At 68.3% G+C, this 21,155-nt stretch carries 18 protein-coding genes; 4 read left to right on the plus strand and 14 right to left on the minus strand.

Features of this window, described 5'->3' with window-relative positions:
- Positions 1–177 precede the first annotated feature (177 nt).
- The 8 genes from BrevBR_RS00995 to radC form a co-directional block, all read right to left on the minus strand.
- Positions 178–1,119 (minus strand): DUF2493 domain-containing protein, encoded by a 942-nt coding sequence (locus BrevBR_RS00995; protein WP_292062228.1) that lies wholly within the window; start codon positions 1,117–1,119, stop codon positions 178–180.
- 454 nt (positions 1,120–1,573) lie between these two features.
- A complete protein-coding gene (locus BrevBR_RS01000; RefSeq protein ID WP_292062229.1) occupies positions 1,574–2,050 on the minus strand; it encodes a GcrA family cell cycle regulator in 477 nt (158 codons plus the stop codon).
- Between the two features lie 126 nt (positions 2,051–2,176).
- Positions 2,177–2,596, minus strand: a complete 420-nt coding sequence (locus BrevBR_RS01005) for a single-stranded DNA-binding protein (RefSeq protein WP_292062230.1) — start codon at positions 2,594–2,596, stop codon at positions 2,177–2,179.
- Positions 2,597–2,630: 34 nt separating this feature from the next.
- Positions 2,631–2,996 carry a single-stranded DNA-binding protein gene (locus BrevBR_RS01010; protein ID WP_292062232.1) on the minus strand — a complete coding sequence of 122 codons (366 nt, stop codon included), beginning with the start codon at positions 2,994–2,996 and terminating at the stop codon, positions 2,631–2,633.
- Between the two features lie 122 nt (positions 2,997–3,118).
- Positions 3,119–7,381, minus strand: coding sequence for a strawberry notch family protein (locus tag BrevBR_RS01015; protein WP_292062233.1), 4,263 nt, complete (start codon positions 7,379–7,381; stop codon positions 3,119–3,121).
- Positions 7,382–7,537: 156 nt separating this feature from the next.
- Entirely contained in the window at positions 7,538–9,580 is a 2,043-nt protein-coding gene (locus tag BrevBR_RS01020) for a ParB N-terminal domain-containing protein (RefSeq protein WP_292062234.1), read from the minus strand.
- Positions 9,581–9,631: 51 nt separating this feature from the next.
- Positions 9,632–10,534 (minus strand): toprim domain-containing protein, encoded by a 903-nt coding sequence (locus tag BrevBR_RS01025; protein ID WP_292062235.1) that lies wholly within the window; start codon positions 10,532–10,534, stop codon positions 9,632–9,634.
- 7 nt (positions 10,535–10,541) lie between these two features.
- Positions 10,542–11,237, minus strand: coding sequence for a RadC family protein (radC, locus tag BrevBR_RS01030; protein ID WP_292062236.1), 696 nt, complete (start codon positions 11,235–11,237; stop codon positions 10,542–10,544).
- Positions 11,238–11,340: 103 nt separating this feature from the next.
- Here radC and BrevBR_RS01035 point away from each other — a divergent pair, with 103 nt between their 5' ends.
- A complete protein-coding gene (locus BrevBR_RS01035) occupies positions 11,341–11,748 on the plus strand; it encodes a nuclease (RefSeq protein WP_292062237.1) in 408 nt (135 codons plus the stop codon).
- A gap of 56 nt (positions 11,749–11,804) precedes the next feature.
- Positions 11,805–11,969, plus strand: coding sequence for a hypothetical protein (locus tag BrevBR_RS01040; RefSeq protein ID WP_292062238.1), 165 nt, complete (start codon positions 11,805–11,807; stop codon positions 11,967–11,969).
- Here the strand turns inward: BrevBR_RS01040 and BrevBR_RS01045 are convergent.
- The 5 genes from BrevBR_RS01045 to BrevBR_RS01065 all read right to left on the minus strand — a co-directional run bounded on the left by BrevBR_RS01045 (position 11,957) and on the right by BrevBR_RS01065 (position 16,531).
- Positions 11,957–13,303 (minus strand): dihydrolipoyl dehydrogenase family protein, encoded by a 1,347-nt coding sequence (locus BrevBR_RS01045; RefSeq protein ID WP_292062239.1) that lies wholly within the window; start codon positions 13,301–13,303, stop codon positions 11,957–11,959. The genes BrevBR_RS01040 and BrevBR_RS01045 overlap by 13 nt on opposite strands.
- The gene (locus tag BrevBR_RS01050) at positions 13,300–13,878 is read right to left on the minus strand and encodes a hypothetical protein (protein WP_292062240.1); all 579 of its coding nucleotides are present in this window, start codon (positions 13,876–13,878) and stop codon (positions 13,300–13,302) included. Before BrevBR_RS01050 ends, BrevBR_RS01045 begins: the two co-directional genes overlap by 4 nt.
- Before the next feature lie 321 nt (positions 13,879–14,199).
- The gene (merA, locus tag BrevBR_RS01055) at positions 14,200–15,681 is read right to left on the minus strand and encodes a mercury(II) reductase (RefSeq protein ID WP_339999645.1); all 1,482 of its coding nucleotides are present in this window, start codon (positions 15,679–15,681) and stop codon (positions 14,200–14,202) included.
- Positions 15,682–15,797: 116 nt separating this feature from the next.
- Positions 15,798–16,106 (minus strand): heavy-metal-associated domain-containing protein, encoded by a 309-nt coding sequence (locus tag BrevBR_RS01060; protein ID WP_292062242.1) that lies wholly within the window; start codon positions 16,104–16,106, stop codon positions 15,798–15,800.
- A gap of 23 nt (positions 16,107–16,129) precedes the next feature.
- Entirely contained in the window at positions 16,130–16,531 is a 402-nt protein-coding gene (locus BrevBR_RS01065; RefSeq protein ID WP_292062243.1) for a mercuric transporter MerT family protein, read from the minus strand.
- An 81-nt stretch (positions 16,532–16,612) separates the two neighbouring features.
- Between BrevBR_RS01065 and BrevBR_RS01070 the strand changes: the two genes are divergently transcribed.
- Together BrevBR_RS01070 and merC are read left to right on the plus strand one after the other, a co-directional pair.
- Complete coding sequence (locus tag BrevBR_RS01070; protein ID WP_292062274.1) at positions 16,613–17,062, plus strand: MerR family transcriptional regulator; 450 nt, start codon at positions 16,613–16,615, stop codon at positions 17,060–17,062.
- A 241-nt stretch (positions 17,063–17,303) separates the two neighbouring features.
- Positions 17,304–17,714, plus strand: a complete 411-nt coding sequence (merC, locus tag BrevBR_RS01075) for an organomercurial transporter MerC (protein ID WP_292062244.1) — start codon at positions 17,304–17,306, stop codon at positions 17,712–17,714.
- Positions 17,715–18,301: 587 nt separating this feature from the next.
- On the opposite strand, the gene BrevBR_RS01080 is transcribed toward merC, so the two are convergent.
- Entirely contained in the window at positions 18,302–20,851 is a 2,550-nt protein-coding gene (locus tag BrevBR_RS01080) for an NAD-dependent epimerase/dehydratase family protein (RefSeq protein ID WP_339999646.1), read from the minus strand.
- Positions 20,852–21,155: the final 304 nt, after the last annotated feature.

Here is a 21,155-nt window from a genome sequence, read left to right on the forward strand (position 1 = left end):
GATTTCCGGACACCGCCGTCATACGTTCGCACGTCGGACCAAACCTCATCATCGCATCGCCGGTCCATCGCCTGGTCGTCCCTGGGGCGTCGTCTTCGATCGCTCGAACGCCCCGGACGACAAACAAAAACCCGCCCGGCCGAAGCCGAGCGGGTCGTTGATGGCAGTCTCGATCGATCAGGCCGCGCGCGCCCGGATGGGGACATGCCGCAGCCCGGATTCCATTGCCTTCTGTCCGAGGTTGAGCGCCGGTCCGAACGGCCGCTGGTCCGCCCGCGCCCGATCCACCGAATGCACCAGGGTGAGGCAGACCTCAGGCTCGAGCGCGATCAGTTCGTCGTTCGCCCGGAAGGGAGCCGCCTTGCCGTGGGTGTCGAAATCCGCCCGGGCGAGGATCAGCTTCACCCCCTTCTGCTGGGCCCATTTGATCGCCAGCTTCTCGGAGCCCTTCGCCCCGGTCGTCGCCAGGGCCATGTCGGGCCACTCCTGTTTCGCCCAGTTCAGGGCGTCGAAGATCCGCCCGGCGTCTTCCGGGGTATCCGCCGTCGGAGCCCCTCTGAAGGCGATGACCGGACCGCCCGGATCCGCCTCCCCCGCACGCCGGTTGCGGATCGCCCGGATCGCCTGTTTCGCCTCCAGCTGGGCGGCCGTCAGATGCGTGCCGCGCCGGCTGCCGCGCCAGGCCGTCCAGACCTCTCCGGTCGCGACCGTCCAGGTTTGCGACGCCGCGTCCCGGATCAGTTCGCAGGCCTGCGTCGCCGCATCGCCTGCCCGGGCTTTGGCCGTGGCGTCCTGCAGTTCGACGTCGGCCGCTTCCGATCCGTCGAAGTCCCGGTCGAGCGATCGCATCGTATCGCGCGCCCTATCCGCGTCGCGTTCGATCCGCCCGGCGGCCGAATGGAAGGCGCCGATCAGGGCTTCTCCGAGGATCGTCTGGAAGTCCTCCAAGGCTGTGTCGGAGATCACGTCCAGAAGCTCGGTCATGAGCGCGCGCCCGAGCTGGGCCAGGGCGTCTTCCGTCGGAAGCGGACCGCCTTCCTCGATGGAGGCTGACAGGTTGCCCAGGGCGGAGTCGGAGATCGGGGTGAAGGCGGAGGATGAGGTGTTGAAGCGGGTCATTGGACCATTCCTTGAGACTGTCGAGCGCCCCATGCGCAACGACCCCGGTTTTGGCCACAGCGGGGTCCCCGGCAGTCACCGGAGCGGGCGGCCGCTTGGCCGTCCGTGGAGGGGAACGGCGCAGCCGTTGACTTCCGGGGTGCTGTGACAAAATCGGAGGGCGTTGTGTGGGGGCAAGTCCTCGCCCGCCTTCGGGCGAGGACACAACTCGGCGCCGACGCGCCGATACGGACAAAGACGCATCGGTTCGCTTGCCGGCGACGGCGCGCCGTCGCCCATCCGGGACCGGGGTGCTGGAAGGCGGCGGACCCCATCCGCCGCGCACGTGGACGAGTCCCCGGCTCTTGAAGCTCGTCCCTGCCTTCGCGGGGGCGCCGAAAGCAGACCAACGGCGGCCTCGGGTGTCGAGGCCGCCGTGATGGCGCCGGACTGGGGAGTTCAGCAACGCGGCGTCTCAGTCCAGACCCGCGAGGGCCATCAGACTCTCGGCGCTCTGGCGGACGGGACGGTAGCCGATCTCCGCATGCGCGGCGCAGAAGGCCCCCCTCGCGATCCGCCTGCCGCACAGGGCGAAGCCGGGGTCTCCGGGATCGCCGTAGGGCCAGCGGCAATCGCGCCGACGCACGGACAGGATGGTCGCCGTCCCATGAGACGGCGCATCCACCCGGCGCGGTGGGCACGACGCCGGACCCGGCGGCGGCGCGGGCCGGGCCGGCCAGGGTCGACGCGCGACCGGGGGCGCGGCGAGGCCGGCGGACCTTGAGGCCGGCGGCCGAGCGGCCGACAGGCCCAGGCGATAGACCTTGCCCAGGACCGCGCTTCTTGTGAGGCCGTGATCCAGATCGCGCGCGATCTGTGCGGCGCTACGGCCTTCGAGCCAGAGGGTCTTGAGACGACCGACGCGGTCGTCGGTCCAGGCGGAGGCGGTCATGGCGGAACTCCGGTGTCAGCGAGCCCAATCGGCTCGCCCGCGCCCGGCCTCGCTTCATCCTCCCGGTCCCCACACAGAAACGGCCCGACGCTCGCGCGCCGGGCCGTTCCGCCTTTCGCCGACGGATCAGAACGGGATGTCGTCGTTCAGATCGTATCCGCTCGCCGGCTCCTGCACCTGCCGGTCGGCGGCGCCGTCGTCCGCCGACGGCCGGTCGCGCCGGTTCTTCAGACGAATGTCGCCGACGATCAGACGCAGATCGTAGTGTTCGACCCCGTCCTTGCCGGTCCAGGTGTCGTTCTCGACATGGCCCTGGATCACGACCCGGCTGCCCTTGCGGGCGAAGGCCTCGATATATTTCCCGGCCGTGGCCTCGTTGAAGCAGATGCAGTTGAAGCCGGTGGTGCGCTCGCCCGGCGTGCCGTCGGCGCGCCGGAAGCGGGTGGTCTCCAGCACGCGGAAGCTCGCGCGCTTCTTGCCCGAGCCCTGGGCCGACAGGATGGACGGGTCGGCGGCCAGATAGCCTTCGAGGGTGAGGGTCTGCATGGTCAGTCTCCTGAAGATGGGATTCGGTTGAGGATCAGGCGGCGGCGCGATCGGTTTCGCGGGCGTCGACGGTGTCGGGGTCGCGGGCCTCGGCCCAGTCGAGGACGGTCAGCCGGTTCACCACCAGTTCCTTGGCGGTGCGTTCGGTCCCGTCCTTGGCGGCGTAGGCCGTGTCGATGAAGGCGCCGACGACGACGGCTTCGCAGCCTTGGGCAAGTCCGCGGGCGATAACCTTCTCGTTCAGCCCCTTCGACCAGCTGACGCAGTTGACCCCGACGAGCCGGTCCTTGCCGGCGCCATCGACGCCGCGCTTTTCGAGCAGCCGGAACACCGCCTTGGCGAAGTCCGGGCTGATCTGGGGGTCGGCCGCCAACCGGCCGGTGAACACCATGGTCTGCATGTCAGTCTCCTGTTGATCCGAAGCGCCGGGGAGCCGATCTCCCCAATGCCGCTTCACCCGGGACCTCCCTTCCTCCGTCCTCTCCTGCCCGGACGGGGCCTCCGCCCCGCCCGGCGCATGTCTCAGGCGGCCGCTCCGTCGAGGACGGTCTGGACGGGATGGCGGCGCAGCACCGCCTCCACCACCTCAGGCCGATCCGTCGGCGCGAACACCCGGGGCGTAAAGGCGATGATCTCGACGAAGCACCCGAGCGCGACCAGGGCGTCGCGGTCCGTCCGCCCACCGACCACCTCGATCCGCCAGCGGTCCATGACCCGCGACCGCTTGAGCCACAGGCCGCCTTCCAGCGAGAGCTGGACGTTGCGATCCAGCAAGGTGGCGGCGGTCCTCGCCCCGTCCGACCACGCCTCGCCGACATCGGTCAGGCCGAGGCTCGCCTTGAGGCTCCGGGCCTGGACCTGGTCCAGCACACGCCCCAGCCAGCGCCGGCCGTCCGGCGCCCTGACCCGACGCACAGAACAGCCGCGCGCGGGCATCCGACCCCAGATCGGCAGCAGCAGACCGGTCGCGAGCGTGAGCTCGCGCGTCCGCCAGGGGTCGGCTCCCGCCACCTCCTCATCCCAGACGCGGCGCCATTCGTCGGTCGCCGCGGGCTTCCAGGCCGATTCCTCGAAGGTCCTCTCCGGCAGGGTCTGACGTCCATCCGGCCGGACCAGGCGAACGGCGGCGACCAGCCGGTCCTCGTCCGTGGCGGTGGTCAGGCCGAGTTCGGCGACCGCCGCCCGGCCGGATTTGGCGTTTACGACCAGCTGATGGGCGACGTCGGCGGCCCGGGCCAGCGCGTCATGGGAGAGCAGGATGTCGCGACGAACCCTGAGCGAGAAGGTGACCAGGGCGGTTTCAGCGCCGGTCGAGACATCGGTCCGGATGGTTTCCTGGTGCAGAACCGCCAGTTCCTCCGCCTCGATGTCTTCAAGTCCACGGTCCAGATCCCCCGACGCGGCGGCGCGCTCAAGGATGCCCGAGAGAATGCGGTCGAAGTCCTCGAACAAGGCGTTCTGGTCGGCGATCCTGAGCGCCAGCAGGCGGTTGAGGAAGGTGTGGATCGGCGGCAGGTCGTCGGACGGCTTGAGTCCGCCGTCGGCGTCGAGCAGCTTGAGACCCGTCCTGGTCATGAAGGTCTGGAGCGTCATCGCAGCGAGTTCACCGAACGCCAGGGCCCCGTAGAAGACCAGCAGGGCCCGGCGCGCCCATGGGCTTTCCAGATTGTCCTCGGCCCGGAAGAGGCCCGCCCCGGCCGTTCGGCGCTCGCCGCGCGTGAGCGCGCCGAGCGTGTCCAGACGGCGGGCGATGGTCGAGGTGAAGCGTTTTTCGCCCTGGATGTCCGTCGTGACCGGCCGGAACAGCGGGGCCGAGGCCTGGTGGGTGCGGTGGCTGCGACCCAGCCCCTGGATGGCGGCGTCGGCCCGCCAGCCCGGTTCGACCAGATAGTGGACCCGGCGCTGCCGGTTCGCCGCCGACAGGTCCGCGTGATAGCTGCGTCCGGTGCCTCCGGCGTCGGAGAAGATCAGCACCCGCTTGCGGCCGCTCATGAAGGCGTCGGTCTCGGCGCGCGCCGCCGAGGCGCCGCGCCGTTCCACCAGCCTGCGTCCGTCGCGCACGACCACCCGCCGGGACCGCCCGGTGATCTCGGCGACGGCGTCCGCGCCGAGGGCCTCCAACAGGGCGTCGAGCACCCCCGGCACGGCGGGCAGGCAGGCCATCTGTTCGATCAGGCTCTCGCGCCGGGCCAGCGCCTCCTGGCTGACGGCCGGACGGCCGTCGTCCATGACCGGAACCAGGGTGACCTCGCCGCTCTCCCCCTCGACCGCCTCCATCAGGTGGATCGGGAATGCCTCGCGCAGGTAGTCGAGGACATATTCACGCGGGGTCATGTCTATCGAAAGGTTGTTCCATTCCTCGGGCGGGACGGACGCCAGCCGCCGCTCCATCACCGCCTCATTGGTCGAGACGATCTGGACCACGGCCGAGCGATCGTGGCCCAGATCCTCCCGGATCGACGCCACCAGGCTCGGCGCCTTCAGCCCCGCGAGCAGATGGCCGAAGAAGCGCAGCTTGGCGCCCTCGAAGGCGGAATGGGCCGCCGACGCGGCCTGGCCGCTCCTGGGCTTGCCCGTCTCGTCGTTGACGCCGACGGCCTTCAAGGCCTCGGCGAGATTGGCGTGGATCAGCTGGAAGGCGTCGGCCCAGGCGTCCCAGATCGCGATGTCGTCGGACGTCAGGGGATGGACCAGCGGCTGGTATTCGACCCCTTCGAACGACAGGCTCCGCGCCACATAGAGGCCGAGCGCCTTGAGTTCGCGCGCCACCAGCTCCATCGCCGCCACCCCGCCCCGGTCCATGGCGTCCAGGAAATCCGCCCGCGACATGAAGGGCGCCTCCGGCCCGCCCCACAGGCCCAGCCGGGCGGCATAGGCCAGGTTCTCGGCGGTGGTGGCGCCGGTCGCCGAGACATAGAGGACCCGCGCATCGGGCAGTCGGTTCTGCAGCGCCAGACCGGCCATCCCCTGCAGCGACGCCTTCTTCGTTCCCCGCGCGCCCTTGCCGCCACCCGCGGCGTTGGCCATCGCATGGGCCTCGTCGAAGGCGATGACGCCGTCGAAATCCGCGCCGAGCCAGGCGATGATCTGGTCGAGCCGCGATTGACGGGCGCCCCGCGCCGGTTGGCGAAGCGTCGCATAGGTCGTGAACAGAATGCCCCGGTCGAGCCGGATGGCGTCCCCCTGTTTCCAGCTCGAAAGGGGCACGATGTCATGAGCGCCGCCGCCGATCGCCGCCCAGTCGCGCCGCGCGTCCTCCAGCAAGGCGTCGTTCCGTGACAGCCATAGCGCGCGCACCCGGCCCTGGCTCATGTTGTCGGCGATGACGGCGGCGATCTGGCGGCCTTTGCCGCAGCCGGTGCCATCGCCCAGGAAGAAGCCGCGCCGCAGCTGGACGGCGTCCTCCTGGTCCTCGGGCGCGAGCACCATATGGTGGGGCGCCGTGTCCAGCCGCCACTGTCCGGGCAGATGCGCGGCGTGGGCCTCGCCGGCGTAGATGACCATCTCGGTCTGGGCGTCCGAGATCCAGCCCTGGTCGCGCATGGCCGGAGGGAGGACCGGTCGATAGGTCGGCGCCGGCGGCGCCACCGAGGCCATGGGCCCGGACTCGACCAGAGGCGACGGATGCAGGCGGGGCTCGGGCAGAACGATCCGCCCCAGGGCGTGGGCCTGGTATAGCCCGACATCGCGACCCTCCCCCGTCCAGGCGCGAACCTCATAGGTCAGGGCCCCAGCCCCACCCAGAAAGGCCAGCCGGCCGGAGGGCAAGGCCAGGCCTCGCGCGCGTGGTCCCAGCAGGGCGTCTATCGTCACCGGCAGGCGCGTTCGCGGCCTGGCGCCGATCCGCGGCGAAATCGCCCCTGTCATCCGCGCCGCGCTCTGCAGGTCATCAGCGCTCTGGAGCGGCGCGGCGCCCGCGGGACCTTCGGCGCGGTCGATCACCAGCAGACCGGTCTCAACGGAGGTCCCATGTTTGGCGAAACCGCCGGACGGCAAGGCGATGCGGCTCACGACGGCGCCGACCTCGCAGAGGCGGCGAAGCAGCGCGGCGTCCGTCAGGGCGTTCAGGGGGACGATCGCGGCCAACCGGCCATGGTCGGCCAGGGCCTTCAGGGCCGCCGTCAGATGGGCGGCCAGGTTCGAGAACGGCGGATTGCACACCGCCACGTCGAATTCGCCCGAGCCCGCGGACAGGTCATGGATATGGCGTCCGTCGTGGCGCGTCCGGTCCGCGCCCGGAAAGAGCCCGTCGAGGAGGTCGGCCCGACCGGTCGCGAGCTCATTCAGGCTCAGCACCCCGCCGCAGGCCTCCGCGACCGAGGCGATGAGGCCCGTTCCAGCCGAGGGCTCGAGGACGCGGTCGCCGGGACGCACCTGGGCGGCCAGGACGGCGAGCGCGGCCAGATGCGGCGGCGTCGAGAATTGATCGAACGCGACCTGCGCCTCGCTGCGCCGGGACTGGGTCAGCCCGAGCGCCGAGACGGCCGCCAGCAGGGCGGTGATCTCCGCCGGCGCGTCTTCCAGACGACCGACCTGGGGCGCGAGACGCCGGACCTGCAGGACCGTCGCCGCCTCTATCGCGTCATAGGCGTCGCGCCAGGCCCAGACGCCCTCGGCGTCCGACCCGCCGAACGCGGTCGTCATGATGGCGGCGACGAGCTTGCGGTCGAGCGGACGGGACCGCGCCAGATGCGCCGCCAGCGCCCGGGCGGCAGCGAGGATAATGGCGGCGGCATCGCCGGCGGCCGGATCGGCGAACAAGGACAGGTTGGGGGTCGAGGACATGGCGAAGGCTCCGGCAGCCTGGAGCGGAGGGCGCCTCCCTCCCGGTCCTGCAGGCTCGCCTCGCCCCGCCCTTTCCTCGCCTTTTCCGCGCCAGGGATTCGCACGACTACGCCGCCCCGGCTGAGCCGGGGCGGCGTCCGTCAGGAAGACTGGCGGTCAGGCGGCGGCGGGATCGAGCGCGGCCTCACCGGCCGGGGTGACGGCGAACGCCCCAACCCCGTCGTCGTCGAACGCAGGGTCTTGCTCGTCGATGGACCGGTCGTCAGCTTCGTCGGCATCGTCCTGCGGCGAGCCCGCCCAGGACAGGCCGGCCGGCGCCCAGGTCCGCGACGCCGCCTGTTCGGCGACCCAGTCGACCAGTTCGGCCTTCTTCAGCGACCTGGCGCGGTCGTCTTCGGCCCCCATGGCCTCGAGCATCCCCAGCAGCAGCCCCTTCGAGTGAAGCTGAAGGAAGGGCGCGTCAGGCGTCCAGTGCAGGGTGACGTCCGCCGCGCAGAGTGCGGCCAGTTCAGCCGCTTCCGCGCGGGCGCTGCGCCGGATCAGGGTCGTGCGTTCCTCGCGGACGTCGAGGCTGATCGCGGTCAGTTCGGCCAGCAGACCCATCTTCTCGCCATGCGGCAGCGCATGAACCCAGGCGATGACAGTCTCGCCCGAAGCCTGCCAGGTCGCGCGGCGATCGTCGAGCCGCTGGCGCACCTCTCCGTCCAGGGGTTCGATCACCCGCCCGCCGGCCGGATTGAAGCCGGTGGCGAGGATGGCCAGAGCCGAGTCCGGGCGCGCCACATGGGTGCGCAGCACCAGAACGGTGAACAGGCGCGCGATCAAGGCGGTCAGGGCGGCGCCCGGGTCATCGGCCAGGGCGCGGATCAGTCCCCGCGTCGCGACGTCGGTGCGCACGCCGTGCAGGGCATGGTTGACGCCGTCGATCTCCGGCGCGGGCGCCGCCACTTCGGGAGGAACATAGGCCGGCGGCGCGGACGCCTGGTCCGGTGAACCGCTCCCGGTCGAACCGTCCTCCTCGATCTCGGGTTCCTCGGGCGTGTAGCAGCGCACATCGACGCCCGTGCCGGCGGCGGGCCACATCACCATCGTCGTCACCACCCGCCCGCCGCAGCCGGTCTGGTCCGCCGTCACACGCGCGCGGATCATGGCGACGATGGCGGCGTCCTCGGTCTCGGGGTCGCCGGCCTCCGAGAGAGCCCGCCGGGCCGTCTCCGCCCGCTCATTGAACACCTCGCGCTGGGCCCGGTAACGCGCCATGTCTTCAGCCGGAAGCTGGCCGCCGTAGACATAGCCCAGCGCTTCCAGGTCGTCGGGCAATTCAGGCTCGGGTCCGGCGGTGACATGCACCGCGATCCCCTCGGCCTCGAAGACGGCGGCGATGGCGCGCGCCCGTCGGATCCACAGGTCGGTCAGGATGTCGGGATCGAGCAATACGGGCGCCAGCTCCCCGAACAGATCCGCCTCGGTGCGGCCGCCGGCTTCTCCATAGCGGACCGAATCCACCAGGGCGCAGCGGCGGTCCCGGGCGGTGACCCGCCCTTCGTCGAGCCGTTCCGTGATGCGCCAATCCTGAAATCCATGCCCGTCCAGCGCCGCCTCGGCGAGCTCGGCCTGCTCCGCCTTGTCCGGCAGACGGGCCAGCAGCCGGGCCTGTTTGAGGGTTATGCGCCCGGCTTTCAGGGCCGCGAGGGCGGCCGGCGGCAGCCCGGCCAGGGCGGCCAGGCGCTTTACGTCGATCTCGGCGTAACCGAGAGCCCGGGAGATCACGGACACCGTCAGCCTGGATTTCAGCATCCGGCCGATGGCGGCGATGATATCGGCGACATGAACGGGCACGGCCGTGTTGGTCAACAGGACGGCCGCCGCCTGGCGGGCCGGATCGGTCTCGACATAGACCGTGACCGGGTAGGTCTCGTCGATCTCCCCCGCGTCCAGCAGCAAGCCCAGGGCCAGGCGACGACGGCGGCCGTCCAATGCCATCCAGGGCTCCTCTTTTCTGCCGCGGCCGGGGCGGACGGTGAGGCGCTGCAGCTGGCCGGCGGCCTTCATCGTGGCGGCCAGGGTCGGGATGTCGTCATCCGGCGGCTCATTGAATCGCAGATTCTCGCGGGCGATGCCGATGTCGCCGAGGCGGACGGTGCGTTCGTCGCGCGCGACGACGACCGCGGGCATGCTGACAGGAACAAGGTCGGTCATGGGGACTCTCCTGCCGGGCATCGGGGCCCATCCCCGCCGCTCCGGCGCCCATCAGGACCCTCGCTTCCCTCCTTTCGCCGCGGCGACCGCCGCCTCGTTCCAGTCGCCGAACGGCGGGTCTGGAAGGACGACGCGAACCTCCAGACCGCCGGGCGCGAGGCGGCGTCGAAGCCGCGCCGCGGCGCCCTCGCCCGCGGCTCCCCGGTCGGCGGCGATCAGCACGCGGCGCACCCGCGCGGGCGGCGTCCAGGCCGCGAGGTTGTTCGCCGCCATCAGGGCCCAACCCGGAAGTTGGAAGCGGTCCATGGCGCACAGGGTCGTGACCACGCCTTCGCCGACCAGCATCTCCGCAGCCGCCGAAGCCAGGCGAACGGCGGCGCCGGCCGGAACCAGACCGACCGTCTTTCGCGTCAGTCGCAGGCCCGAGGCGAGACGCCCGTTCCGGTCCAGATAGGTCAGCTCCACCGCCGTCAGCCGGTCCTCGCTGTCGCTGATCCGCGCGATCAGGGCGGGGCGACCCCGGCCGCTGGGTCGGTAGACGGAGATCGGCGTTTCCGGATGGAAGCCGAGGTTCGACGCGGCGGCGGCGCCTTGAACGGCGCGACGACGCAGGTGGCGATCGGCGGGATCCCCGCCGTCCAGGCCCTGACAACCGGCCCAGAGATCCGAGGCCGTCCGGAGACGAAGGCGGGGATCGGGCCTTGGAGCCGACGGGCTCGCTCGCCCACCGCCGGTCAATCGGCCGGCGACGTCGATGAAGCCCCGGTCACGCAGATGATCGCGTACGGTCCTCCAGTCCGCCCCGCCGAAGCCGTGAATGACGATCCGGTCTTCGGTCAGCAGCAGCGAGACCGAGCGATCCTGCGCGCTATGACCGGGCGCGGGAACGTTGGCGCGCCGTCCGCCGGAATAGAGATCGCCGCCCAAGGCGGCGACGATGCGATGCAAGGTCATAGCCGCCTCAGATCAGGCCGAGGGCCTTGAAGCTGGCCGTGCCTTCCCGTCCGACGATGAGGTGGTCATGGACCTGGATGTTGAAGACACGCGCCGCCTCGACGATCTGGCGCGTCATGTCGATGTCCGCGCGCGATGGGGCCGGGTCGCCGGAGGGGTGATTGTGGACCAGGATCAAGGCGGAAGCCGACAACTCCAGCGCCCGGCGGATCACCTCCCTCGGATAGACCGGGGCGTGATCAACAGTTCCGTCCGCGGTCATTTCATCCCGGAGCAGGATATTCCGCCGATCCAGAAAAAGGGTCCGAAACTGCTCGCGCGGCTCATGGGCGAGCGCCGCCCGCGCATAGGCCACCAGCGCGGTCCAGGACGTGATGACCGGGCGGCGGCAGGCTTCGGCGCGCGCAAGCCGGACCGCGAACTCGCGCAGAAGCGTCAGCTCGGCCCGGAGGGCGGACCCGGCGCTGGACGCCTGGGCCAGTTCACCGGGCGCCGCGCCGGCGACGCCGCCGAGGCTCCCGAACCGTGCGAGCAAGGCGGCGGCGAGTCTCGCTGAATCCGTTTCCGGGTCCATCCGCTCCAATATCAGGGCCAGCAAGGTCTGATCGTCCAGCGCCGCAGGGACGAGGGCCGCCGCTGGACGGCGCCCGCCTGGTTCGGGGGCCGGCGCCCGGATCAGGGTCGGGGTTGGGGTCGGTCTCATGGCGGTTTCCTTCTCCGCTCCACCACGGAGCGCCGGCCGTCCGGCCTTCCTTTCTCTCCCCGCCGGGCTTGTCCCCGGCCCGGCGCCGCGCCACCCTGGGCCGATGAAATGGCTTCTGATCAGCGCCGGACTGCTGCTGCTTCCGGCGGTCGCGCAGGCCGACCCGTGCGAGGGACGGCTGCCCGAGCGCGCCGGCGAGGCCTTCGCGGGCATGGTGCGCTACGTCGGCGACGGCGACAGCCTGTGCCTGGGAAACACTGCGGACCCCGCCGCCTGGATCGAAGTGCGGCTTTCGGATTTCGACGCCGCCGAACTGCGCAGCCCCACCGGCCGGGCCGACCGCGACCGCCTGATCCGTCTGGTGGGCCGCCGCCGGATCGATTGCGTCGCGGTTCGGGGCCGGAACGGCCGGGTCATCGTCCATGACCGGGTCATCGCTTCATGCCGGATGAACGGACGTCGCGTCGGCGACGTCCTCCGCGCGGCCGGTGGCCGTGAAGGCGGGCGTTAGGCGTCTTCGGCCGTCCGACCTGACCTTCCGCCGGCCAGCGACACATCGAACCCCGAATGGCGGGCGTGAAACCGATCCCGCTTGCGATGCACAGCATCGCCAACAAGGACACCGCGATCATGGCCGCTCACCGGGACCGCGGGCGCGGGCACAGCGCCGGCCGGACGTTGCCCGGCTGGCCCGACGTCGGCAATCGCGTCGCGGCCGATCACAGCATGTAGCCGATGTCGGAGGCCCCGGTCGGATAGGCGAACATCGTCGACTTCAAGTCATCGGCGGTCAGCCCATGACGGATCGCCAGGGCGAACAGGTTGATCGCCTCGTCCACATTCGGTCCCACGAGATGAGCCCCCAGCACCCGCTCGGATCCTTCCTCGACCAACACCTTGAAGCCGTAGGTGGGTTCAGCCGCAGCGCGCGCGGTGAACCAGTCCGACGCCTTCTGGCTTTTGACGCGGTAGGAAAGGCCCTGGTCCTTGGCCTCCTGTTCCGTCAGCCCGACCGCCGCCATGGGCGGGATGGTAAAGACCACGCTGGGGACACCAATGTAGTTCGGCCGCTCCGTATTGCCGTTCAGAATGTTGGCCGCGACGACCTTGGCGTCGTGACTGGACACCGGCGTGAGGGGCGGTCCGACCTGGGCCGCGTCACCCGCTGCATAGACGGCCGGATTGGAAACGCTCTGGAGAAATTCGTTGAGTTTTAGGCGACCCATGTCGTGCTCGACCCCGGCCGCGTCGAGGCCGAGGTCGCCTAATGCGGGCGCCCGACCAGCGGCGTGGATCACCAGGTCGGCGTCGAAAGTGAGCGATTGCTCATTGGCGCGGGCATGCACCCGAAAGCCGTCGCTCGTCCGCTCGATGCTCTCGACCATCGTTTCGAGGCGCACATCCACGCCGAGTTGGCGAAAGCTGTCCATGAGCCAGCCGACCACGTCGGGATCGAACTGGGGAAGCAGCCGCTCGCTGCGCTGGAGGATGACGACTTCGGCTCCAGCCCGCGCGGCGATGTGGGAGAACTCGGCGGCGATATAGCCACCGCCGACCAGAACGAGGCGCTTCGGCATCTCATCCAGCTCGAGGAAGCCTTCATTGGTGACCAGATGCGCCTCGCCGGGGATGTCGAGCTTCACGGGTTCGGCCCCGGTTGCGATGAGCAGGTTCCGGAACGTCAGTGTCTCCCCGTCCACTTCAAGGCTGTTCGGACCAGTGAGACGCGCCCGTCCATGGAAGGTGTCGATGCCTTTTTCGAGATATCGTTCCTCGTGCTTTTCCGGGACGGGATCGGTGAAACTCCGCTTGAAGGCGATCAGGTCGGCCCAGGCGATATGGGTATCGCCGGCGACGCCCTTGCCGCGCATCCGCCGCGCGTGATCGGCGGCGCTCGCTCCGCTGATCAACATCTTCTTTGGATCACACCCACGGAGCGCGCATGTACCGCCGTAGGGGCGAAAGTCGATGACCACGACGCTGCGGCCGGCCGCCCGAACGCGCATGGCGCCCACCATCGCGGCGGTTCCTGACCCGATCACGACGAGATCGTATTCCTTGGTCATCGACGCAGACCCCGCGCTCGATTGAATCCGTCGCCCTCGATCCACAATCGCTGGACTGGCCGGCGATCCCTCGCATCCACCAGGCGGTAGAGCGCTTCCGCCACGGCCGCATTGACGGCGCCGAACACAAGGTGCCCCGCGAACCCTCGAACATGGGTGAGCACGGGGTAGTCACGGTTGGGCGCGCTGTAGCCCAACGCAGGCGTCAGGCCTTCGTCGATCATCAGCGACATGGTCGCGCCGCTGACGAACGCGGCGCCGGAAGCGCCTATGCGGGTGTTGCGCCGAAGTCGCCCGTAGATGGGTCCCCAAAGCGCGCCCAAGGCGTAGTGAACCGCATTGCCGGCGCGGGCCCGCGCCTTCTCATCCAGTCGAACGCCCAGCCGGTTCGCCATGTCCTGGGCCGCGATTTCCGCCGGGGGGCCGGGTCGAACACGTTCCTCTTTTTCTCCGACCGGTGCGGGCGTCACGCTGTAGAGCGCCGTCTGCGCCCAGTCGGTCACCTTGGTGGCGACAAGGCCGGCTACGACGCCGATGACGATGTCCGCCGCCAGCGTTCTCGATGAGTCGCGCATTGCTCGGCTTCCTGACGCTCCAGAAGGTCCATCGCCCGACGGTGGCGCGGTGCGACAGCCGAGACATGACCTCTCGGGAGGGCAACGAAGCTGGAGTTGCTTCAGGTTCCCCCTGGGCGGCGAAGATGCTTGCGATTGTCGATGGGTCTTAGAGGTACGCCCGACGAACCCGCGACGCGTGACGCCGATCCTGACGAGGCGCGTGATCAGCCAACCCGCCCCAACCGTGATGACGAGCATGAGTCCCAGGACGCCGAAAATCATCGGATCAGGCGCACAGCAGCCGATGGGTGTCACAGCGGAAGCATCGCGTCTTGCCGCTCAACCGGCGCAGCAAGACAGTTTGCTGACGTCCTTGTTGAACGTCAGCGCGGCCAGTTTCAGGCCCTCGACGGTCGTGAGATAGGGGAAGATCGTGTCGCCCAACTGCTCCACCGTCATGCCGCATTTGATGGCCACCGCCGCGGTCTGGATGCTGTCGGCCCCTTCCGGCGCAAGAATGTGCGCGCCTAGAAGTAGCCGCGTGCCGCGATCCGCCACCAGCTTGACGAGCCCGCGCGTGTCCCTGGCCGCGAGCGCGCGAGGCACGTGGTCCAGGGTGATCATCGAAGTCTGGACATCATGTCCGGCCGCCCGCGCGGCGGCTTCCGTGAGCCCCACCGTCGCCACCTGCGGATCGGTGAAGACAACCGCCGGCATGGCGCGGTTGTCGTAGACGTGGGTGTCGCCGTCCAAAGCATTCCTAGCGGCCAGTCGCGCGCCATAAGCGGCCATATAGACAAACTGGTCCGTCCCGGTGACATCGCCTGCGGCATAGACGCCCGCCCGTGTCGTGCGCATCCGGTCGTCGATGATGATGCCTCCCGTTGGTGCGATCTCAATCCTCATCTCGGCGAGCCCCAGCCCGTCCGAGTTGGGAACCCGGCCCGTCGTGATCAGAACGCGCTCGGCGGTGATCACTTCCGGGACGCCGGATCGCGTGAGGCTGAGTGACACCCCCTCGTCGGACGCGTTGATGGACCCGTAGACGGCGCCCGCCACGACCGTGACGCCCTCGTCCGCGAGATAGCGTTGCAGCGCCTCGCTGATTTCGGGTTCGCCCTCGGGCAGTAGGCGGGACCGGCAGACGATGGTGACTTTGACGCCCGCCCGACTGAACATCTGGGCCAGTTCCGCCCCGATATAGCCGCCGCCGATCACCAGCATCGATCGGGGCAACGCCTCCAGTTCGAGCGCGGTCGTGCTGGTCAGATAGGGCACGGACTCGATGCCGGGGATCGCCGGGATCCCCGGCCGTGAACCGGTCGCGATAATGACCTTGCCGGCGATGAGCCGGACGCCGTCGACTTCCACGCCGCCCTCGACGAGACGCGCCGCGCCTTCATGGTAGGTGATGGCGTCGTAGCCTTGCAGAACATCCTCGTACTTGGCCTGGCGGAGGTCATCGACCAGCCGGTCCTTCTGGCGAACCGTCTCAGACCAGTCCGTGATGGCGGCCGAGGCCTGAACGCCGTCGAAACGGCTCGCGGCCCGGGCCTGGTGAAGCGGTTCGACCGCCCGGATCAAAGCCTTGGACGGGACGCAGCCGACGTTCACGCAGGTCCCACCGATCGTTCCGGCGCCGACGAGCGCTACCCGGGCGCCCTGTTCCGCTGCGGTGATGGCGGCCGAGAAGCCGGCCGAGCCGGCGCCGACCACGACGAGATCGTAGGTCTTGGTGATATCCTGTGAGGGCGTGCAACAATCACTCATACTGTCTGGATCTTTCTGAATAGACTCTGCCGCCGACGAAGCGGCGTCCAACCGACATCCTGGCCTGCGTCAAGTCGCGGCGAGAGCAGGATGCCGTCACAAGCGTCTGCTGAGGGGATTCGACCCCGCGACAGCTGATCGAATGCCGTCTTCCAAGCCGATAATGCCTATCGGCGCGCCTGAACACGAGCCGGATAGCCGGCCCTGGTCGACGCGAGGGCCAAGGCGGACGGCGTCACTCGGGCGTCATCGTAGGTTACCGTCGCCACGGCCTGTCCATTCCCGCCCGGCGTCACGGTGACGGTCACCGATTCAACGCCGGGGATGCGCGAGATCGTGCGCCGGACGATGGGCGCGCACGTCACGCAGGACACATTGTTGACGTCGAGCCTCACGGTGCGTTCGGCGGCCAGGGCGGCATCCGCGGTGAAGAGAGTCGCCGCGAAAACGAGGGCGGCGCGGATCGAAAGGGTCATGATCGAAGTCTCCGGGGGAAAAATCAGGCGCCGATCAGCAGCGGCGCGACATAGGGGAATGCGAGAGCGAGGGCGACGAGCAGGGTCGCCGTCCAGAGCGCGATCTTGACGAGACGCGTCGAAGTCGGCCGGGCGCAAGTGACGTCTTCAGCACATGCGGCCCGGGGCCGGCGGTAGACCCTGAAGAAGCCGAGGCTCAGAAAGACCACGGCGGCGGCTATGAAATAGAGATGGTAGGGGGCCAGCGCCGTGACGTTGCCGATCCATGCCCCGCTGATCCCGAGCGCGAACAACGCAAGGGGCAACACGCAGCAAGAGGTCGCCCCGATCGCGGCGGCAAGTCCTCCGACGACAAGCCACGCGCGACCGGTCGGTTCGCCGGCCGGCGCCGGGGGTCCGCTGATATCTTCCTTGCCGTCCGCCATGGACACTCCTCACGCCTTCACGGGTCGATGGACACAAGGTAGGGTCTGTAGTCACTACAGATACAAGAGGCAAAATCCATGATGGACAAATTGGCCCTGCGCGATACGGCCCCACGCCTCCCCATCGGCGAACTGTCGAGGCGGACCGGGGTCAACATCGAGACCGTGCGCTACTACGAGAAGATCGGCCTGATGCCCGCCCCGGCTCGCAGCGAGGGTGGACACCGCCTCTATGGCCGCGGCCATCTGCTGCGGCTCAATTTCGTCCGCCGGGCCCGGGACCTAGGGTTCACGCTGAATGAAATCAGGGATCTACTCGAACTGGCCGAACAGCGCGATCTTCCGTGCGCGGAAGCGCGCGTGGTCGCCGCCGCCCATCTGGGCGATGTTCGGGCCAAGCTAGCTGCCCTGCGGAAAATGGAAAAGGTGCTCGTCGAGATGGTCGCTCGCTGCGCCGACGGCGCCACGCCGGATTGCCCGATCCTGGAGGCTCTGTTTGATTCCCGGGTCGAAAACCCGCCGGCGCCGTGAACAGGCTTCTGCCCGCCGTCGGCTGGTCCGACACATCCGGGAAGCCGCGGCTTGAGCTCTGGCAGCGTTCGCAGACAACGCGTCGTGCCTCGCCGCGCAATCGACTCAACAAACTTCGAAAAGACGAGAACGCTCTTGTATCTGTAGGGACTACAGACCTCATTCGGGTGGTTCATCACGGCTGACACGCGCGCGTCCGCTGAGCTTAGATCGCCATACTCCAGTAATCCGAGGAATAACTATGTCGCTCCAAGAACCCATCACCCGCACGGCTGACAAAGCGGGCGTCGTCGGCGCGATTGTCGCGGCCATGGGCTGCGCGGCGTGCTTTCCGGCCCTCGGCAGCTTGGCCGCCGCCTTGGGTCTGGGCTTTTTGAGTCAGTATGAAGGGGTCTTCATCCGCTACCTGCTCCCTCTGTTCGCGGTTATCGCGTTGACGGCCAACGTGGCCGGCGGACTGCGTCATCGGCGATGGTCAAGAATGATCCTGGGCATGGTCGGACCTCTGTTGGCATTGGCCGCCGCCTTGCTGATGGCGAGCTTTGGTTGGCCGACGGCATGGCTTCTTTACCCAGGCCTCACGCTGATGATCGCCGTGTCGATCTGGGATCTGGCGTCCCCGCCGAAAAGGAGACTCGGCGGCGCGGCTTGAGTTCCCTTCTCTCCGGTACGACGGGCAATGAGTACCGGGCCTCTCAGGCTCGCACCCGCTGTCACCTCACCTTTCGTCAGAACCGGACCCGCGGGCGAGGAGACTCAGTTCGCTGAGCCAATGCCCTTGAATCTGTAGGGCCTACAGACCCCATCTCCGTTTCGAAGCGATGCAGCCGCATGGTTACGCGAGCTCAGATCCGGAGAAGTGGCGTGAGTGACAAAACCGTAGCAGCGTTCGTAGCGTTCCTGTTCGTGTGTCCGCTAACGGTGGTTTGCTGTTTGGGTCCCGCTGCGCTCGTCACGGGAGTGGTGGCTGCTTTGGGTTGGTTAAGCCAGTCGAAGCCCCTGCTGGTTTTGGCGCGGCCCTTGGCGGCATTTTCGTGCTCGCGCCCCTAGCCAGGATGATACGACGCCGCTCGTTGCTGCGGCGTAAAAGCACCCAATAGGCTCAGGTTGAATAGGGAACCCCCCATCCCCTGGTCCTTTGGTCCTCGCTCAGCAGCGGTATCTGTCCGGTCGCCGACAAAGATTCACCCGGGTGGGGCTTATGAGCCCGGCGTCATGGCCCGTCGATGAGACGACCGCTCAAACGATAAGCCGATCCCAACTTCCGTAGTGCTCCTGGCTGCGACGCCCGCGCGGCAAGCTCAAGGCGATCAGCGCCAAACCGGCGGCCATGCCCGCGACATCGCCGATGACATTCGATCCCTGCAGCAGCCATGGCGCGACGATCAGCCAGAGCCCGAAAAGCACGTTCACGAACCTCAACGGTCGCGCGACCTCGGCCATCGCGATGATGGCGACCGTGACGACCAGGGCGCCGACGAGATGATCGCTGTCGGCGATGGGTGGAACCGATCCGAGCGACGCCCGGGAGAACATCAGCCAGACCCCGAGCAACGCGCTCGCCACGAGGGTCCAGGGAAGGTTGACCCCCCGGATCGACGAGGCGAAAGCCGCCGGCAGGGGATCGCCAAAACCGGGATGTCTGTCGATGGTCCCGCCGGGCAAGGCGTCGCCCCGGAAAAAGGCCGACCAGAGGGGTCTGCCCCGCCGTTTGTTGAGCACGAGGAACTGCCCCATCGCGACCAGCTCGTCGAGTGAATAGGGAATCATGATCAGCATGGCCAAGCCCGCGGCCAGGCAGAGTGTGCAGTAGGTGCCGATGGCGATCGGCTGCATGATGATGAAATAGATGCTGACGACGCCCAACGGCACCACGATGACGCCGAACAGCAGAACCATCCATGGCATGGTGCGCCACCGCGCCCGACCGCCCATGGCCCCCATCAGAATCTCGATCATGTAGATCATGGTGCCCACGCCCCCGTCGGCCACCGGCCAGGCTTTCGACATGTCCGAGGTGATGATGTATTCGGCGCCGTTCAGCCCGCCGGGGACGTTGAAGAACGGGTCCCAGGCACCGTCGATATGTCCGAGCTGGTAGGCGGTGAGCATCCGCGAAAGCACCAGGCCAATCGCGCCCATGACGATGATCGGCATGCGCTGAAGATAGGTCGATGGGCAGTAGCTCCAGCCCGGCGGAGTGTCGGTATCGTCCATCATCCCCTCCATGCTCATTCCCGGCATCATGGGGATGAGCAGGGTCAGGGCGATCACCAGCGCTCCGACCAGCATGTCGTTGGCGTAGACCGCGGCGCTCGGCGCCCAGAAGAGGAGCGAAGCGCCGAGAAGCCAGACCCCGAGGGCGCCGTTGGCCCATTGGGCCCAGCCGTTTCTGGGCGACATGGACAAGGTCGCGAACATCATGATCAGCACGCCGCAGATCAGGTCGTTCCAGCCCGTCAACGCATTCCGCAGCGCTGGATCCCAAAGGCCACGTTCCTCCGTGACGTTGAGGATCGCGGCCGAGAACTCCGTTTGGGTAAAGGTTCCGAACACGAACGGGACCGTGGCGAGCCACAGTCCCAGTCCCATGGTCAGCCAGTGAACCCAGAGCATGTCGAAATGCATGCCGCGCATGCCCTTGGCATGGTCGTGGATCATCTGCTGATGTTCGGCCGGCGCCACGTCGTGCGGCCGGGCGGCCGCTTTCTCGGCCTTGTCGTCCGCGACGCGGGCCGCGTTCAAGCCATTGGCGCGATACCAGGCATATGGGTCGTCCTTCAGGCCTTGAACGATGACGGGAAGGCTCTCGCGAAGCGAGCGTCGAGGCGACCAGTCCAGCAACTGGCGCGCCAGGGTCAGATCGAGCGCGTAGTGGTCGTCTGAAATATCGACCATCCAGGGACGGATGAAGGTGTCTTCGTCCAGAACCGTGTTCTGGGCCCAGGCCCCCGCCTTCGCCGCGGCCTTGGGAATAGAATGGGTTTCCCAGGCTTCGTCATGGATGAGGCGTCCCAGAGCGCGCTGCAGATCGTCGTAGCTCATCGCGTCGATCTCGCCCAACAGCACGGGCAGATCAGGCGGGAGCGCGGCCCGCCGGTCTATGACGCGCTCGACGGCGTCGAGCAGATCGTCGAGATGAAGCGAGGGCTGGCCGGTGGCCAGACTTCCCGGATAAACGTGAGAACTCAGACGCCTCTCGTTGATCCTCGCGATCTGCTGGGCCAGAAAGGCGGAGTGACCGCCATCGTCATAGACGCCGGCCGGACGCAGGTAGACGGCCGGAATCGCGCCGCGCTGCTCGCGGATCAACTGTTCGGTTCGGATCTTGCTGTCTCGATACGGCAGCGACCCGTCGAGCGGCGACTGCTCGTTGATCGGAACGCCCGGCGTCGTGGAGGCATGGATCAGCATCGTGCTGACGAAGACGAACTGTTCGCTCTCGAAGGACTGCAAGGCGCGCAGCAGCCGCTCGGTCCCCTTGACCGTGACCTCTTCATATTTGCTGTTGGGCTCGCCCGTCAGGTCGAAATAGCCCGCCAGATGGATGACGGAGGCGATCCGCGCGCCATAGGCGACGCGGACCCGTCGGAACGCCGCTTCGACGCTGGCGTCGTCCGTCAGATCAACGCAGACGCATTCGGCTTCGGCGGGAGGGTGTGGCGGCAAATCGCGATCGAACCCGATCACCTGATATCTTGCGGACAGATGCCTGACGAGGGCCGAGCCGATGAAGCCGCTGGAGCCGGTGATGATGACCGTCTCGCGCTCGTCGGGCGGGGCGTTCACCGACGGGACCGCCCACGAAGCTCCAACGCGGCCGCCAGACGTTGAGGAGGCAGATCGACGGTCCTCGGCAGGCAGGACATGGACATGGACATGTCGCCTGACCCCGATGTCAGGCCGCTTGTGTCGCTCATATCACCCATCTCCTTCATCATCGAACTCAGATACTTTAAGGCGAGTTCCAACGCTCCGTTCCATCAGGCGGCGGTTCAGCTTGTTCGCAGGACGCCCACGCGACTGGGGACGGGTGGGCGAGGACCTTCGTGAGTCAAAAAAGTCTCGACGCGGCGGAGAAGCCAACGGCCCT

Origin of the sequence: Brevundimonas sp. BR2-1, assembly GCF_037626195.1 — a bacterium.
Classification (GTDB): Bacteria; Pseudomonadota; Alphaproteobacteria; order Caulobacterales; family Caulobacteraceae; genus Brevundimonas.